This window comes from Thermanaerothrix sp. (assembly GCF_056331585.1).
The window spans coordinates 1-15797 of sequence record NZ_JBWGPQ010000045.1; the positions used below are offsets into that span (position 1 = coordinate 1).

At 55.0% G+C, this 15797-nt stretch carries 15 protein-coding genes and 1 pseudogene; 4 read left to right on the plus strand and 12 right to left on the minus strand.

The window, feature by feature from the left end; all coding sequences use genetic code 11:
* Positions 1–249: pseudogene (locus tag AC01YT_RS12305) on the minus strand (arsenic resistance protein); the annotation flags it as partial.
* A gap of 307 nt (positions 250–556) precedes the next feature.
* A complete protein-coding gene (locus AC01YT_RS12310; RefSeq protein WP_476675832.1) occupies positions 557–1282 on the minus strand; it encodes a hypothetical protein in 726 nt (241 codons plus the stop codon).
* Positions 1283–1450: 168 nt separating this feature from the next.
* Here AC01YT_RS12310 and AC01YT_RS12315 point away from each other — a divergent pair, with 168 nt between their 5' ends.
* On the plus strand, positions 1451–2455 hold the full coding sequence (locus AC01YT_RS12315) for a glycosyltransferase family 2 protein (protein WP_476675834.1): 1005 nt from the start codon (positions 1451–1453) through the stop codon (positions 2453–2455).
* Between the two features lie 44 nt (positions 2456–2499).
* Positions 2500–3588 carry a WD40 repeat domain-containing protein gene (locus AC01YT_RS12320; protein WP_476675836.1) on the plus strand — a complete coding sequence of 363 codons (1089 nt, stop codon included), beginning with the start codon at positions 2500–2502 and terminating at the stop codon, positions 3586–3588.
* On the opposite strand, the gene AC01YT_RS12325 is transcribed toward AC01YT_RS12320, so the two are convergent.
* The 5 genes from AC01YT_RS12325 to AC01YT_RS12345 form a co-directional block, all read right to left on the minus strand.
* On the minus strand, positions 3578–4615 hold the full coding sequence (locus AC01YT_RS12325) for an ABC transporter ATP-binding protein (protein ID WP_476675860.1): 1038 nt from the start codon (positions 4613–4615) through the stop codon (positions 3578–3580). The two genes, AC01YT_RS12320 and AC01YT_RS12325, sit on opposite strands and share 11 nt — an antisense overlap.
* An 11-nt stretch (positions 4616–4626) precedes the next feature.
* Positions 4627–5688 (minus strand): ABC transporter ATP-binding protein, encoded by a 1062-nt coding sequence (locus AC01YT_RS12330; protein WP_476675838.1) that lies wholly within the window; start codon positions 5686–5688, stop codon positions 4627–4629.
* Positions 5689–5697: 9 nt separating this feature from the next.
* Positions 5698–6642 carry an ABC transporter permease gene (locus tag AC01YT_RS12335; RefSeq protein ID WP_476675840.1) on the minus strand — a complete coding sequence of 315 codons (945 nt, stop codon included), beginning with the start codon at positions 6640–6642 and terminating at the stop codon, positions 5698–5700.
* Positions 6639–7718 carry an ABC transporter permease gene (locus AC01YT_RS12340; RefSeq protein ID WP_476675842.1) on the minus strand — a complete coding sequence of 360 codons (1080 nt, stop codon included), beginning with the start codon at positions 7716–7718 and terminating at the stop codon, positions 6639–6641. The genes AC01YT_RS12335 and AC01YT_RS12340 overlap by 4 nt, the downstream gene beginning before the upstream one ends.
* A gap of 91 nt (positions 7719–7809) precedes the next feature.
* The gene (locus AC01YT_RS12345; protein ID WP_476675844.1) at positions 7810–9540 is read right to left on the minus strand and encodes an ABC transporter substrate-binding protein; all 1731 of its coding nucleotides are present in this window, start codon (positions 9538–9540) and stop codon (positions 7810–7812) included.
* Between the two features lie 316 nt (positions 9541–9856).
* Between AC01YT_RS12345 and AC01YT_RS12350 the strand changes: the two genes are divergently transcribed.
* Positions 9857–10762 (plus strand): hypothetical protein, encoded by a 906-nt coding sequence (locus tag AC01YT_RS12350; RefSeq protein WP_476675846.1) that lies wholly within the window; start codon positions 9857–9859, stop codon positions 10760–10762.
* Positions 10763–10912: 150 nt separating this feature from the next.
* Here AC01YT_RS12350 and AC01YT_RS12355 read toward each other — a convergent pair whose 3' ends face one another.
* The 5 genes from AC01YT_RS12355 to AC01YT_RS12375 all read right to left on the minus strand — a co-directional run bounded on the left by AC01YT_RS12355 (position 10913) and on the right by AC01YT_RS12375 (position 14739).
* Positions 10913–11518 (minus strand): sulfite exporter TauE/SafE family protein, encoded by a 606-nt coding sequence (locus AC01YT_RS12355; RefSeq protein ID WP_476675848.1) that lies wholly within the window; start codon positions 11516–11518, stop codon positions 10913–10915.
* Between the two features lie 50 nt (positions 11519–11568).
* Complete coding sequence (locus tag AC01YT_RS12360) at positions 11569–12420, minus strand: metal ABC transporter permease (RefSeq protein ID WP_476675850.1); 852 nt, start codon at positions 12418–12420, stop codon at positions 11569–11571.
* On the minus strand, positions 12413–13261 hold the full coding sequence (aztA, locus tag AC01YT_RS12365) for a zinc ABC transporter ATP-binding protein AztA (RefSeq protein WP_476675852.1): 849 nt from the start codon (positions 13259–13261) through the stop codon (positions 12413–12415). Before aztA ends, AC01YT_RS12360 begins: the two co-directional genes overlap by 8 nt.
* A gap of 24 nt (positions 13262–13285) precedes the next feature.
* Positions 13286–14239, minus strand: a complete 954-nt coding sequence (locus tag AC01YT_RS12370; protein WP_476675854.1) for a metal ABC transporter substrate-binding protein — start codon at positions 14237–14239, stop codon at positions 13286–13288.
* 62 nt (positions 14240–14301) lie between these two features.
* Positions 14302–14739 (minus strand): Fur family transcriptional regulator, encoded by a 438-nt coding sequence (locus AC01YT_RS12375; RefSeq protein WP_476675856.1) that lies wholly within the window; start codon positions 14737–14739, stop codon positions 14302–14304.
* A 124-nt stretch (positions 14740–14863) separates the two neighbouring features.
* Between AC01YT_RS12375 and AC01YT_RS12380 the strand changes: the two genes are divergently transcribed.
* Positions 14864–15703 carry an alpha/beta fold hydrolase gene (locus AC01YT_RS12380; protein ID WP_476675858.1) on the plus strand — a complete coding sequence of 280 codons (840 nt, stop codon included), beginning with the start codon at positions 14864–14866 and terminating at the stop codon, positions 15701–15703.
* Positions 15704–15797 lie beyond the last annotated feature (94 nt).

Sequence of the window (15797 nt, forward strand, 5' to 3'; positions counted from 1 at the left end):
GTAAAGTACCGCTAGAGAAAGGCCCTTGATATTTTTTCCAGCCTTGACCAGGGCTTCCAATCTCAGGTTGATCATCATCGGGTAGATGATCAAAAACACCATTAACGTGGTCAGATTGCTCACCTGAGATTGATAGGCTTTCGTCCAGGCTGCGGCAGGATAGCCGAGCACTAGGCCTAGCGCCATAGCCAACACCACGTATAGAAGCAACCATTTATTCAAATGGTCTTGTAACGCTTTTAGTTTCATAGCAGACCTCCTGTTCTAAATTTGATGTGACTTGAATCTGCGCAACTTTCATTCTGAGGTCTGCCGCGGTGGCGAACGCTTAATCCATCCCCCTTGAGCACACGCGCATCCTATGGTCCAAGCACAATACCCATACCCGGTATGACAAAACATTCGCTTGTTTCCTTCTTTCTTTCCATGGAATTATATTCAATTATTTAGATGTTTTTGCGATCCAAAAGATACATCCTTAGAGCACGTGTCTTACCCCCAATAAATTCTTAACTATCAGGGCTTGTTAAGCTGGTATGTTTAATTTTGGAAAGGTTTATCGCCCCACAACTGGGAGGTAAAGCCGGTTTCCCAGATAAGGGGTTGCCACAAAGTTCACAATGGCCAGATTCTTAGCGCAATCACCCTCCATTTGGAACATCTGCGCCTCGCTGAGCGGTGCCCCCTGCAAATTGAATACCTGCAGCCAGAAAATCGCCGGGGCAACCCGATCCGCCAATTTAATCTCATAGCCCGCTGGCCCGTAATCGGTGGCTAATCCGGTAAAACCCAACGCATCCACGCTTTGCCCGGCCACATTGCCGCTCGCACCGATCACCAGCCCGGTCAACGGATTTCCCCCGGTATCGAACACCTGCCCGGCCACCCCCATCCAATTGCAACCCAGGCTGGCATAACGAAAAGCCGGAATGAAAGCCGGTGAATTGCTTTGAACCATGAGCGTCAACGGCGCGGCGGTGGGCATGCTGAGTAGACTCATCCCCACACTTTCAGCCGTCGGTGTAGCCAACAGGGAAGCCGCAGACGGCGCCGGATAGGCCGAGTCCGGCGGGATGGTCGGCGTCTCCGCCGGCGCAGGGCTGGGCGTTGGTGAGGGGGTCGGTGTGGGTGAGGGCAAAAGCATGACCGTATCTGTAGGGCGTACGGCCTGGGGGGATATCACCGTCTCCGTCGGCGGAGGAACCGGGGTTTCTAAAACGACACGACAGGAAGTAAGGAAAGTCGCGGCAAAGAAGAATAACCCAAGACGTACCCGCGGCATCGTTGGCTCCTGAAAGAAATCATTTCTATTATAGCCCGAAACCCTAACTCACCCTGCGTTTTTCGGGTGCCTTTTGCGCAACCTATTCTCCTTGACCAAGTGCTCAGCCAAGCCCATGGTATACTTTTAGCAACTTTGGTTAATCAAGAGACGTTGTCCAAAACGCGGATGAAACTCATTATCCAAATCCCCTGCTACAACGAAGCCGAGGTGCTTCCCACGACCCTGCGTAACCTGCCCCGCCAGATTGAGGGAGTGGATTGCGTTGAAGTCCTGGTTATTGATGATGGCAGCACCGATAATACCGCTGAAGTTGCCCGCGCCGCCGGCGCCGATCACATTGTGCGTCTCAAACGCCACGCCGGCCTGGCCGAAGCATTCAAAGTCGGCCTGGATGCATGCCTGCGCCTGGGCGCCGACATCATCGTCAACACCGATGCTGATGAGCAGTACAAGCCCGAGGATATTCCTACCCTGATTGCACCGATTCTGCGCGGCGAGGCTGAATTGGTCATTGGTGACCGTGGGGTAGCCGCCCAACCCAATTTCTCCCCCATCAAGCGCCGCCTGCAAACCTGGGGCAGTCAGGTCGTTTCACAGGCCGCTGGCATTCCGATCCCAGATGCCACCAGCGGCTTCCGCGCTATGACGCGTGAGGTCGCCCTCCGCACCAACGTCCTCAGCCATTATTCCTACACCCTCGAAACCCTCATCCAAGCCGGCAATCATCGCTTTGCCATTGCCAGCGTGCCAGTGCGCACCAATCCCCCACGCCGCCCCTCGCGCTTGATGCGTGGCTTGTGGGATTACCTGCTCAACTCCGGTGTGACCATCGTGCGCGCCTATACCATGTATCGCCCTCTGCGGGTTTTCACCACCATTGGCCTGGGCTTGATCGCTCTGGGGTTGGTTCCGCTGGTGCGTTTTCTCCTCTTCTACTTTCAGGGGCGAGGCAGTGGCAATGTGCAGTCGCTGATCCTGGGGGCGGTACTGCTTATCGTCGGCTTCCAGACCATCCTCATTGGCTTGGTTGCCGATTTGATCAACTTCAACCGCAAACTTCTGGAAGAGATTCTTTACCGCGAACGCCTGCAAACCAACGCCCACTCTACCACCAAGCCTCGCCCCGCCGCGTCATCTCAAGACCAACGCCCCCTTCAAGGAGGGGTATAATCCCCTCATAACCGCAAAATCCTCCGTTCAGGACACGGTGCCCTATGAAATCCTTCTTCGTGCGTTTGTTCCTACTCTGGGTTTTGGCCGCCTTTGTCGTTGGTTGTGGCGGTGGCAATCAAGTTGCTTCCACGCCGACCCCCTCACCCGAACCCACCCGTCCGCCCACGCTTCCTCCCATTCCAACGCCTATCCCCACGCCAACCCCTTCACCAACCCCTTCACCGGTTGAAGCACTGGGGGCACTCACGGCGTCAGTGCCCGCCCATCCCTTTCGGGCAGTGTGGCGTAAGGATAGCGGGGCGTTTTGGGTTCTGGCGGAGCAAGAGATCACCCTTTATGATGCCAACACCCTTCAGCCATTGGCCGACCTGGCTTACACCCCTCCCACCACCGTGCTGGATGCCTCGGCGGATGGGCGCACGGTAGCCATCACCACGGATAACCTGACCCTGACCCTGCGTGATCTGGTCAGCGGCGAGGTGCGGCACACCCTACAACCCGATGGGGGAATTTACGCCGCTTCATTCTCACCCGATGGCAGTCTGTTGCTCATCGGCTCCACTCAGGAAATAGCGGCGACTATCTGGGATGTTGCTTCAGGGCAACCTGGAATTCGGCTAACCGGCTTTCAAACCGCGGCACCGGTTTACAACGTCATTTTTGCACCCGATGTGCTCCATGTGGTGTGGTATGCCCGGGGTACCCTACAATTACAGGACGCCACAAACGGCATTCTAAGTCCCGCCCTCAACCACGAAGATTTCATTGCTGTGTTTGCCGTTAATCATGATGCTTCCTTGGTCGCGACGGTAGCTGGTGGCACACTAAATGACCAATTTGTCCCTCTGCTCACCCTCTGGGATGCCCGCACTGGGAAACCTCAGACCAAACTGGCCTTACCCCAAATTGCCAATGCTATCGCCATTAGCCCGGATGACCACTGGTTGGCGTTGGGTATCGGCAGCGAGATTTACCTGCTTAACCTTGAAAATCAGCAGTGGCGCCCCCCCTTTACGGCACACGCGGGGAGTGTAACGGGGCTGGCCTTTTCACCCGATGGCCGCTACTTGCTCAGCCTGGGTGAAGACAAAACCCTCCATCTGTGGCCGGTCAGTCATTTTACGCCGTAGCAGTGGCCGGTTCAGGTTCATGAGGCTGGTACAGCCAGCAGTGCACAAAATGCCCTGGCGCCACCTCACGCAGTTCGGGCTCCTGCCGCGAACAGATGCCCATGGCCATGGGACACCGGGGATGGAAACGGCAACCCGAAGGCGGGTTGAGTGGACTCGGCACATCGCCTTTGAGGATAATGCGCTGGCGTCTTATGGTCGGATCGGGGATAGGGATGGCCGACATAAGTGCCTGAGTGTAAGGATGAAGTGGGTTACTGAAAAGGACATCCCGCGGTGCCACTTCAACAATTTTGCCCAAGTACATCACCGCAACGCGATCTGAGATGTGCTCAACCACACCCAGGTTGTGGGCAATAAACAAGTACGTCAAACCGAATTCGCGTTGCAGATCGCGCAGCAGGTTAAGCACCTGGGCTTGGATCGAGACATCCAGCGCCGAGACTGGTTCATCCAGCACCAAGAATTTGGGGCGCAACACCAACGCTCGCGCAATGCCGATACGCTGACGCTGCCCACCCGAGAATTCATGTGGGTAGCGCATGGCATGGTAATCCTCCATGCCCACTTTACGCAGCATCTCCAACACAATCTCAAACCGTTCAGCAGGCGTGCCGATCTTGTGAATGTGCAGCCCCTCGGCAATGGATTCACCAATTGGTAAGCGGGGATCTAATGAGCCATAAGGATCCTGGAAGACGATTTGCAGGTTACGCCGGGCTCGCTTGAGCGCTTCACCCTTGAGTTCGAGCAAATCCTGTCCATCAAAGATCACCTGCCCACGTGTAGGTTCAGTCAGGCGCAAGATAGCCTGTCCCACCGTGGTCTTGCCACAGCCCGACTCTCCAACCAGCCCCAGCGTCTCTCCTTCATGAATCGTAAAACTGACGTCATCCACGGCTTTGACCCAAGCCACCACGCGGCGGAAGACGCCTCCCCGCACTGGGAAGTATTTGACCAGGTTACGCACCTCGAGTAACACCCGACCATTCTTTGAGGTGCTTCCTAGGGTTGAGGAAGGTGCAATGGTGTCCACGGTTAACCTCGATCCTTGACTTGGGATGTCTCTTGGGCAGTGCGCAAGGGTGCTTGATGGTCTTTACCATCCTGGTAGAGCCAGCAGCGCACTTTATGACCCCGGTTAATCTCAATCAAGTCGGGCTCTTCCTGGGTACAGATACCAAGACTGTAATCCAGGCGCGCTTGGCAACGCGGCGCAAAGCGACAGCCAGGCGGCAAATCTATCAAATTAGGTACATTGCCCGGAATGGTTTCCAGATAATCCCTCACCCGGCCTAAAACCGGCACCGATCCGATCAGGCCGCGGGTATAAGGATGCAACGGATTGGCAAAGAGTTCACGCACATTGGCTTCTTCGACAATCTTGCCGGCATACATGACCGCTACGCGATCCGCCATCTCAGCCACTACACCCAGGTCATGAGTGATAAGAATGACTGCCGTGTTGAACTGGCTGCGCAGACCCCGCAGCAAGTCCAAAATCTGGGCTTGAATGGTTACATCTAGCGCCGTGGTCGGCTCATCTGCAATCAATAATTTGGGACGCAAGGCCAGCGCCATGGCAATCATCACTCGTTGTGCCTGGCCGCCTGAAAGTTCGTGAGGGTAGGCATAGGCACGGCGTTCGGGATCAGGAACACCCACCAGACGCAGTAAATTGACCGCCTCACGCCAAGCCTCAGTTTTTTTGATCTGTGGGTTATGAATCATGATCACTTCGGCAATCTGGCTGCCGATGTTAAACACCGGGTTCAGGCTGGTCACCGGCTGCTGAAAGACCATCGAGATCTGATTTCCTCGCACCTGAGTCATCTCGTGCTCGCTTAAAGCCAAGAGGTTCCGGCCTTCGAACCAAATTTCGCCACCAACAATCTTGCCTGGGGCATCCAGCAGGCGCATAATCGAGAGCGAGGTGACACTTTTGCCACAGCCCGACTCACCTACCAAACCCAATACCTCACCCGGAAAGACCTGGAACGAGATTCCGTCCACCGCCTTGACCACTCCGTCTTCGGTGAAGAAATACGTCTTCAGATCACGCACATCCAGCAAGGGCTGCGAAGAAGAATTAGCGGTCATCGCGGCTTCCTAACCTCCTTTCAGGCGCGGGTCAATGGCATCCCGCAATCCGTCACCCAACAGGTTGAACGAGAGCACGGTAATCATGATAGCCAGGCCGGGGAAGAAAACCAGATGGGGCGCAGTGAAAACCTGGTTGCGCTCCGTGCCCAGCATGGTGCCCCACTCCGGGGTTGGCGGCTGGGCACCTAAGCCCAGGAATGACAACGCTGCTGCGTCCAGGATTGCCGTACCAATGCCCAACGTTCCCTGCACGATTAACGGCGGAATAGCGTTGGGCAGGATGCGCCGCAGCAAAATGTGAATGTGGCTTCCCCCCAAAGCGCGCGAAGCCAGCACGTAGGCGTTTTCTTTCACCGAGAGCACGCTCGCCCGTACCACCCGCGCATAGACTGGAATGGAGACAATGGCAATCGCCAGCAAGGCGTTTTGCAACCCCCGCCCCAGCACCGTCACGATGGCAATGGCCAACAGCAAGGACGGAAAAGCCAGCAAAACATCCAAAATGCGCATGATGACCAGATCCACCCAACCCCCCACATACCCCGAAATAGCGCCAAGGATGGTGCCAACAAGAATGGCAAAACTAACCGTAGAAATGCCGACAAAGAGCGAAATGCGGGCTCCAAAAATAATGCGACTGAAGACATCCCGCACATTGCCGTCAATACCCATCAGATGCTGTGGACGATCCTTGGGGCAGCCAAGGATATGAATGCAGGGCGGCTCACGCTTGCGCACATCTTCCACGCCGATAAGCACGGCTTCTGGATCATAAGGCGCAATCACCGGAGCAAAGATGGCACAAAAGACCAAAACACCCAACAACGTCATACCGATGATCGCTGGGCGCTGTCGAAAGATACGCCGCAATGTCAGACGCCATAGACTATTAGCACGATAATCCCGAGCCGAAGAAGGTAGAGGGCTTGACGTCGAAGCCATAATGGTCACTCCAAGCGAATGCGCGGATCTATGAAGACATAGGATAAGTCCACCAACAGGTTGATCACCACATAGCCAATGGCAATAACGACCGTGAAAGCCTGAATGATCGGAAAATCGCGCGCGGTGATCGCCTCAAAGAGGATGCTTCCCACACCTGCCAAACCAAAAATCGTCTCAGTGAGCACCGCACCCGCAAAAAGGTTTCCCACCTGAATCCCTACTACGGTCACAATGGGCAGCAGGGCGTTACGCAGGGCATGTTTGAGAATGACTAATCGTTCGGTCAGTCCTTTCGCCCGTGCGGTACGAATATAATCTAGACGCAGCACCTCCAACATGCTCGAGCGGGTCATGCGTGCAATAATGGACATCGGTATCGTGCTCAGCGCCACGGCTGGTAGGATCAGGTGAGTCAAAGCATCCCTGAAAACCTTCCAATTACCGGTGATCAAAGAATTAAAAAGATAAAGCCGTCCCACAAAATCCAATACGCCGCGCCAGAATCCCGCTTCGGGCACGGTCCATCCCCATACCTGATAAAAAGGTACAACGGTTACCCCTGGGCTGAGCCGGCCACTAGGGGGCAACCAGAACGGGGTATCTTTCAACACCAAAGCAAAGAAGTAGGCCAGCATCAAACCCAGCCAGTACACCGGCATGGAAACGCCGATGTTAGCGCCTACCATGGTCACCACATCCAGTACGGAGTTACGCTTGATAGCCGAGAGAATCCCGGCGGGAATGCCGACCAATAAAGCAATGGTCATCGCCGACAAGCCTAACTCCACCGTGGTGGGCAGACGTTCCACCAGGATCACCGTGACCGGGCGGCTGAAGCGGATCGAATTGCCAAAATCCCCCCGCAACACGTTCCCCATATAAATTGCCAATTGCACATAAATAGGTTTGTTCAACCCATAGCGCTCAGCAAACTGAGCGCATATTTCCTGTGTAGCCTTCTCCCCCAAGATGGCTTTACACGGATCACCAGGGATCAGGCGAGCCAGGATAAACGTAGCAATCAGGATACCCAACAAAACCGGAAAGGAAGCCAGAATGCGGCGAATGGAGTATTGGATCATGGGAAGTCTTTGCCCTCGCGCAATACAATGGGGTGAAGCGGGATGGGATGTCTCCCATCCCGCTTGCCTCTTTCAAACCCTGCCTATTTTATTATTCACTGGGCGGCGCGTTGAGCAGCGCATTCCACAAGGTCGAGAAATACGTGAAAGCGCCCGTGTTGCCGATGTGCAAGGGGTGTTTGGCATCCCAAGCCACCACCCAGGACATCACCACATCGTTAGCATCCAGGTCTGACCCATCATGGAACTTGACCCCATCGCGCAATTTGCAGGTCCAAACGGTCAGGTCCTCATTGGGATCACAGGACGTCGCCAGACCAGGTTTGACCGCCGTACCGCCCACCTCGAAGGAGAGCAGGGACTCCAGCATTTGCTCACAGGCGCGCAGTGATTCACCATCGGTTTCATCATTGCAGTAGAGCGAAATCGGCTCTGCGTTCTGCATCCAGACGAAGGTATCGCGGTCGCCCGGTTTCACGACTGCAAAGTACTCGTTCCCCAACGGGCTGGCATGGGCACCCTCAACATCAGCTCGGTAGGCCACGGCCGACCCACCATGCGCCACCGGCACCATTGGCACCAGTTCGCGGATAGCGTTGTTCGCCTGGGTGTAAAGGGCTTCAGCCTCCTTAGGATCAGCAATCTGGGCGGCCTTTTGTAATACTTCATAGATCTCAGGATACGGCTTACCAAACTGCGGGTTTGAGGCACCAAAATGGAAGTCGAGGAAGTTGGTGATGTGCGGATAATCCGCATTCCACCCCAGCAAGTAGAACCCATCCAGCCGACCCGCGCTGGATTCCTCGATGAATGCACCCGACTCCATTACCACCACTTCGGCCTCAATGCCCAGGTTCTCTTTCAGTTGCGCCTGGATGTCGGTTGCCACCAAGCCCGGTTCGGGCAAGTAAGAGCGCACCACATCGCGATAGTAAATCTTGGTCTTGAAGCCGTTGGGATAGCCTGCCTGCGCCAGCAATTCCTTGGCTTTGGCCGGATCAAATTCATACCACGGATCACCCGTACAACCGTTAGGGATGGCGCAGGGAGTGAAATGCGTTGCAACTTCTGAGCCCGCGGGGAAGAAGTTCTTGACAATACGCTCACGATCAATGCCCATGGCAATGGCCTGACGTACGCGCACATCGTCAAAAGGTTTGAAGGTATTGGTCATCCCAATGTAGAACACGTTGAGGGCTTCACGCTCAATCAACTTCAGGTTAGGGTCGTTGCGAATGACCTCAAAATCATCCGGGCTGGGATTGTCAATGCCATCCACCGTGCCGGACTGCAGTTCGAGCAAGCGGGCTGCAGCCTCTTTATTCCAGCGGAAAACCAGGGTCTCGACTTTAGCCTTCTCGCCCCAATAGTCGTCAAAGCGCTTCATCACAATGCTATCGCCGCGATTCCAGGCCTCCAGTTTATACGGCCCGGTGCCGATGGGTTGTGAGAGGATGCGCCGGTCAGCCATGGCGGCTTCAATCCATTCCTTGGGTTGAATGGAGAAAGCCGAGAAAGCCGCTTTAGATGGAAAAGCCGGATCGGGCTGACAGAGGGTGAATTGCACGGTTAGGCGATCTAATGCGGCAATCTCTTTGATGATCCCTCCGTAATCACAGGAGGGGGTTTCCGGGTACTTCATACCCTCAAAGGTGACCTCGGTCGCCGGGGGTTGGGTTGCTGTTGGTTCACGAACTGGGGGCTGTGTGGCTGGGGGTTGAGTTGGGGCTGTGGTGGGGGTTGCCGCTGGCTGACACGCGGCCAGCACCATGCTTAATACCACCAACACCGCCAAAACGGCAAACGTTCTCTTGGCAAACATTGTCTCCTCCTTCAAATGTAAAACTTGGAAAAATGGTGGAACGAATGGAAAAGAAAGATTTTACAGGTTATCGCCTCGGTCCATCACCTCCTTTGGCTTGGGTGGATAAAACCCTAGATACGAAAACTATTATACGCGAATAGTCCCTTGGGAACTATAAATTCCGATCCGTTTCCGCGTAATTTGGGGCAAATTTCACCACACATCGTTCTTACTTGATCCGATAAACGCCTTGCATTACCCTCAGGTTACCAGGATAATAATACAGGATTAATCATTGCAACCAGTCGCTTCATCCTCAAGGGCTTATTTTGCCATGAACCTCACTGATTACCCCCCATTCGGTCCCTGCCTCCGCTTGACGAACGACCAGGTCGAAGTGTTGATCACCACTGCCCTAGGCCCTCGCATCATCCGCTACGGCTTTATTGAGGGCGAAAACGAGTTTGCCGAACTGCTTAACCCCATTCAACCGCTAGATTCCACCCGGTGGCATATCTATGGAGGACACCGTCTGTGGCATGCCCCAGAGATGCGTCCCCGCACCTACGTGCCGGATAACCAACCCGTAACTTATGAGTCTTTGCCTAGCGGTGTGCGCTTCACCCAGGCAGTAGAACCTTTGACGTGTATTCAGAAGAGCCTCGAGGTCATTTTGGCGCCGGAAGGCAGCCATGTGCGGGTAATTCACCGCCTGTGTAACCAGGGTGTGTGGGAGATCGAACTAGCGGCATGGGCGCTAAGCGTGATGGCACCGGGGGGATGTGCTGTTTTGCCCCTACCTCCCAAAGCGCCTCATGAGACCCATCTTCTACCTGTGAGCGCTCTGGTGCTGTGGGCTTATACCGACCTAAGTGATCCTCGGTGGAGCCTGGGACGATCCTATATCCTTGCCCGGCAGGATCCAATGCGCGCCACCGCCCAAAAGATTGGCTTGCACACACCATTCGGATGGGCCGCTTACGCCCGCCGCGGACACTTGTTCCTGAAGCGGTTTGAATATCATCCAGAGGCCACCTATCCCGATTGGGGTAGTACGGTTGAGGTGTTCGTCAATGATCGCTTCTTAGAACTGGAAACGCTCAGCCCCTTGACCCGCTTGCCGCCCGGCGCAAGTCTGGAGCACATCGAAGACTGGTACCTATTTGACGAGGTGCCTACCCCCCACAATGATCAGCAGGTTGAACGCCATATCCTGCCCCGTCTGTTGGAAACGGGATAGCAAAACCAAATTTGCCGCACCTCAAGCCACAAGCACCCGTAAGGCAGCCACCACCAGCACCACCCCTAACGTGCGTCGAATCCAGGGAACAGTTAGATGACGACTACCCAACTCAGCCCCAATCCAACCACCGGCCAGCACAGCCACTATTCAAAAAGGAACCGCTGCGGGTAGAGGGGGATGGCTTTGGAATAGGCCTAACAAACCCGAGACCGAATTGACCACGATAAAGGCCGCAGCAATGCCGGAGACCTGGCGCGTCTCAGCCCAACCCAAAAAGATTAAGATCGGGCTGAGAAAAATGCCACCCCCGACGCCGATCAACCCTGAGACAAAGCCCAACACGGCCCCAATCCCCATCGCCCAGCCCAACGCAAAAGGGTGCAGACCTTCTCTTTCACCGCCGGGCTTGACCAGCAAGCGTAACGCGGCAAATAGCAAGGCAACCCCTAACAAAAGTTCAAAATAATGAACCGGAAGGTGAATGCGTCCCCCGAGGTAAGCCATGGGCACAGATGTGAGCGCAAACGGCCAGAAGATGGACCAGGAAAAGCGTCCGGCTCGAATGTATTTATAGGCTCCCACCCCGGCTACCAACAAGTTCAAGATCAACGCCGTGGGCCGCATTTCCGCAGGTGTTACGCCTAATAGAGCCATCACCGCCAGGTAAGCCGAAGCTCCGCCGTGCCCTACCGAGGCATATAGCAACGCCGCCAGGAAAAACAAAAAAGCGATGAGTAGGGTTGAAGGATCCATGTAAGCGAATCTCCGGTTACTTCTGTGAGGATTGGGAAAACGAGTTAATGCTAAACCGTTGAAACTCGAACAAACCGCTCACGCAAACTTCGCCCCAGTGAGACAAGAATAAATCCTACTGTACAGGTCAGCACAATCGCCGCACCAGACGCAACGTTAAGATAATACGAAAGGTACAATCCCACTACCCCCGAAAAGGCAGCAATCACAGCCGCCCATACCATAATCAATGGCAAGCGACGCGTTAACAACGAAGCCGTTGCTGCTGGTGTCACCAGCATCGCCACCATCAGCGCTACCCCTACGGTTTGCAACGAGACAACAATGGCAACGGCGATCAAAATCACCAACAACAAATCTAAAAAATGGGCCGGCAGGCGTAATGTGGCAGCCAGAATCGGGTCAAATGAAAGCAGAGCGAACTCTTTATAAAAAGCATATAGCAAGAGTAACACCACCCCTCCAAAGATAGCACTGCGAATAAGATCGCTTTCGCGCACCGCCAGGACATCCCCGAAGAGAAAGTGAGCCAGGTCTACCGAGTAACTGCGCACTGAGGAAATCAATGCCACCCCTAGGGCAAACATCCCGGCAAAGATAATCCCGATGGCCGTATCTTCTTTCAGCCGTAACTTACGACTGATCGTACCAATCGAAACCGCGCTCACGACCGCCGTGCCCAGCGCCCACCAGAACAACGTCTCACGTGATCCGCCCCCCACTAAGTAGCCCACGGCCAGGCCAGGGAGGATCGTATGTGCCAGTGCATCCCCAAAGAAAGCCATCCCACGCAGGACCACAAACGTACCCACTACCGCACAGACCACCCCTACCAACACAGCGGCCAGCATCCCCCGCACCATAAAGGCATACTGAAACGGTTGCAGCAATATCTCAGGCATGCCCCCCTCCATCGCAACAGGTATCACCCAACACCAGGTTGCCCGTCGGCTCGCTCACAATGTGTAAGTGTCCCCCATAGGCTGCTAACAGCGTTTGGGTATTCAAGACGTCTTGCGGCGTTCCTAAAGCGATCAGCGTCCGATTGAGCAGTAGGAGGCGGGTGAATTGCTGGGCTGCCAGATTCAGATCGTGGAGTGAGACCATGATAGTCATCCCTTCGCCCTGTAACCGTTCCAGCAGGGCTAATAACTCGTTTTGCGAGGGCAAATCCAGGCCGGTGAAAGGTTCATCCAAAAGCATTAGTTCGGCTTCCTGGGCGAGGGCGCGCGCCAGGAACATGCGTTGCTGCTGCCCACCGGAGAGTTGGGCGATTTGACGGCTTGCCAGGTCACTCAGCCCCACCCGCTCCAACGCCTGCCGCACAATGCGATGATCTTCTCGGCCCGGACGCCTTAGCAACCCGATTCGCCCCACCCGTCCCATCATCACCACGTCATACACTGTCACCGGAAAACGCCAATCCACCACCGAACGTTGGGGCACGTAAGCCACACAGATGTGTTCCCCCGGGGCGCCACCGTAAATCTCAATGCGTCCACTGGTTGGTTGCAGGATGCCAGCAATCACCTTAAAGAGAGTGCTTTTCCCGGCGCCATTAGGTCCTACAACAGCTACCCGCTCACCTTTATAGATTTCAAAACTAACCCGTTCTAGGGCGGGACCGCTTTCATACATGACCGTCAGGTCAATCGCCTGGACAATGGGCTGTCTTGTATCATGAGCAGCCTGATAGCCGTTTAACGACCAGCGCACCTGCCGAATCTCTCGCATCAGGGCCATGGGATAGTTCTCCCAGAATGGATCTTATTTGAGATTGTTCACCAACGTAAGCACATTATAGCGCATAAAATCAAGGTAGGTCGCAGCTGGTCCATCTGCTGGGCTGAGCGACCCCGTATACACGGTAACGATTTTAGCCCCAACATCCTCGGCCAAACGCTGGGCAACGGCGGGATTGACGGTGGAGCCGATAAAAATCGTTTTGACTCCTAATACCCGAATTTGGGCTTCCAGGTCCGCCAACTCCTGGGCTGAAGGCGCAGAGAGCGTGCTGAATCCAGGCACAATCGCTCCAACTTGTTCAAACCCGTACCGTTGGGCAAAGTATCCAAATGCTAAATGATCGGTGACAATCTTCCGTTTCTCCGCGGGCACCTGAGCCACCTGGTCACGAATCCAGGCATCCAGATCTTGTAGGGCCTGGCGATAGGCACGGGCATTCTCCGCATAACCGGCGGCATGGGCCGGATCACGCGCGCTCAGCGCTTTTTCAATATTGTCCACCCAAACCATGACGTTGTTAGGGTCCATCCATACATGGGGATCAAATTCCCCGTGGGAGTGCCCCGGGCTTTCTTCTGCGTGGCCATGGTCCTCCGCAGCCAGGGAAAGGGGTTCAATCCCTTCCGACACATAAACCACCCGCTCCGCCGCCCCCGCGCTCTCAATCAGCGGCTCCAGAAAAGCCTCCAAATCCAAACCATTAGCAAAGATAAGGTCGGCCTGAGCCAGTTTAGCGGTGTCCTGCGGCGTCGGCTCAAAACTGTGCGGGTCGGCGCCCACCGGCAGCAAGACGTGTAGGTCAACCCACTCACCACCGACTTGCTTGACCACGTCACCTACCAGTGTGGTGGTAGCCAAAACGCGCACCTTCTGACCATCTTGCAACGTCGGTGAGGGTTGGGCAGAGCCAGCGCAGGAAGTCAGAAGCAACATGGTTGCCATCAGGATCATCCCAACCAACGTACGTTTTACCATCACACACCTCCTGTTCGTATAATGAATATCATTTTCAACAACGAATAAACTAAAATTCGTCCCTACGGTTGGCACGACGGACAAAGGCCGTAGAGTTGCAGCCAATGATCTTGAATGGCGTAGCCAGTTTCGGTTTCGGTGCGTTGAATCAGGGACGAGAGGTCATCACCGGCAAAGTACACTACCCGCCCACAGCGGGTGCAGACCAGAAGATGTTGATGTCCCTGCATCGCGCGCAAGTAGCGGTGGCAACCGTCATCTTGGTGCACACGTTGGATCAATCCCAGCGCTTCTAATTTCTCCAATGTGCGGTATACAGTCACCAGGCCCAGGTTAGGATAACGTATGCGCACCAGGTCATAAATTTCAATCGGCCCCAAGGCGCGCGGACTGCTCACCAGGGTGTCCACAATATGACGCAGTGGCTCAGTTATCCGGTAACCGTTGGCCTGTAACCGTTCCAGCCAATCATCCACCAAGTCGGTAGCTTTCTCGACCATGCCTGATAGTGTAATTGAAAATCATTTTCACGTCAAGGGAATCTCAAAACCATAATCGCCCGATAGCCGATGGTTCCCGCTCGCGTATGCTAAAATAGATCTAATCCAGAGTGGAGGGCGATTTATGCCTCGTCTGTTTTATGGCCACGTGATGGTTGGCCAAATGCGCCTCACCTACTATCGCACAGGGGGAGAGAAACCGCCGGTTATCCTTTTACATGGCTTTTCCGACAATGCCCTGTGCTGGAATCGCGTTCCCCTGGCCTTGGAAGAGGAATTTGACGTCATCCTCCCGGATGCTCGCGGGCATGGTTCATCTGGGATTGGGTCCGAGGGAGTCGGTCTCGAGATTCAGGCGCGCGATGTTGAAACTCTCATTGAAGCCCTGCAATTAAACCTCCTGGTGGTCATCGGGCACTCCATGGGTGCGGATGTGGCTGCCCGCCTGGCCGCCAACCGTCCCGACCTGGTGCGTGGGGTGGTGCTAGAAGACCCACCCTGGGGCGACAATCTCCCATTAGATCATCTCGATCCGCAGTCACCGGCTTATCAGCAAATTTATGCCGACCTCCTGGCTTACAAGCAGCGCTCCATTGATGAATTAATGGCGCTTTGCAAAGAGCGTCACCCCAACTGGGATGAGAGTGAACTCTTTCAATGGGCAAAAGCCAAGCAGGAGTTACGCCCTGAAGCCTTGAGCGGATGGGTAGAGCCCCGTCGTCCCTGGCGCGAAATCGTCACGGAGTTGCGTTGCCCCGGTTTGCTGCTCACCGCCGATCCGGCACGGGGTGGTTTAGTCACCCCTGCGGTCGCCGAAGAGATCCAAGCCCTATGGCCACAGGTGCAGGTGGTGCACTTCCCTGAAGCGGGCCACAGCATCCACCGCGAGGCTTACCGAACGTATATCCAGACCGTACTGCGCTTTTTGCGTAGACTTGGGGGAAGTAGGTCTCTTGTTCGATGAAAAATAGGTATCTTGGCTCGCTCTGTTGCAAAGATACCTGTAACTGCTCAGGCTGCTGACGCAGCTGGAGCTAAAAGACAAGGAGGATAGAACG